Origin of the sequence: Paracoccus pacificus (genome assembly GCF_042680785.1) — a bacterium.
Taxonomy (GTDB): Bacteria; Pseudomonadota; Alphaproteobacteria; order Rhodobacterales; family Rhodobacteraceae; genus Paracoccus; species Paracoccus pacificus.
On the sequence record NZ_JBHUEN010000035.1, the window covers coordinates 1 to 1044 of the forward strand.

Annotated in this window: 2 protein-coding genes; both read left to right on the forward strand. The window is 58.9% G+C overall.

All coding sequences use genetic code 11. The annotated features are described in order from the left end of the window. Positions 1 to 250 precede the first annotated feature (250 nt). Positions 251 to 523: a hypothetical protein gene (locus ACFSCT_RS12280; RefSeq protein ID WP_035746443.1), complete on the forward strand. Its 273-nt coding sequence runs from the start codon at positions 251 to 253 to the stop codon at positions 521 to 523. Continuing rightward, complete coding sequence (locus ACFSCT_RS12285; protein ID WP_379143153.1) at positions 520 to 1014, forward strand: UvrD-helicase domain-containing protein; 495 nt, start codon at positions 520 to 522, stop codon at positions 1012 to 1014. Before ACFSCT_RS12280 ends, ACFSCT_RS12285 begins: the two co-directional genes overlap by 4 nt. Positions 1015 to 1044 lie beyond the last annotated feature (30 nt).

Consider the following 1044-nt stretch of genomic DNA (forward strand, 5'->3'; position numbering starts at 1 on the left):
GGGTCCGCCGAAGCGGCCGTCCAGTCGCTCGGCAGCATTCGTCAAAAAGGGCTCGCTACCGACCTTCGCCGCGCCAAGCATGAACGGCAGCTCGGTATAATCCGCAAGGTTGTTGACCGAAGGCACACGGTAGATATTTGCGGTACTTGCAAGAGCGCTCGGTTATCCTTGGCGTGCCGTCGTCGATGGAGATGCCGCCGGGCTCGGCTACATCGCCAGGATCACCGCACGAAAGTTTTCCGCCGAGGAAATGGCTCGCCGCACCTTCTCGTTGCCGGCCGGTTATCTCGAACAGCAGCTCATAGCAGATGGACTGCAAAACGAACTGAAAGCAATTCTTGTCTCTTTTGGAAACGTAGGAGCAGCGGATTTTGACGATGCGACATTGATTGCGGCACTCGAGAACGACAAGAGCGGCTACGCAGCCGTCCTCGCAAAACAGTGCGCCGAGAACCCGGCGCTGGCGCAGCGCATGCCTGCATCATTCCGCAATGCAATCTTGGCATTGAGAGGCCTAACATGACCGATACCGCCCTCAACGTGGCATTGTCAGAACTGACCGAAGCACAAAGTATCGCTGTCGCTTGGCGCGATGGCCCGATGTTCGTTCTCGCCGGCCCCGGCTCCGGCAAGACCCGCGTCCTGACGACGCGGGTGGCCAAGCTGCTTGCCGATACGCCCGATCGTTCGTTCCGCGTGCTGGCTCTGACCTTCACCAACAAGGCGGCTGACGAAATGTCCGCGCGCGTCACTGCATTGGTACCTGAACAGGAACGGCGCGCTCTGATCGGGACCTTTCACTCCTTCTGCATGCAGATGCTGCAGCAGCACGGCTCCCACATTGGCATCAACCCTGATTTTGCAATCTACTCGCTCGACGTCGATCGCCAGGAAATTTTGCGCGACGCGATCAAACAGGCGGGCCTGAGCCAAAACGACGTTCGGCTTCTGTCTACCATTGACAAGCTTAAGGGCGCCTCTAAAAATTGCAGCAATGCGGCGGTCGGGGTATGACGCGGGAGGCGTTCGACGGTAGGGGCATGG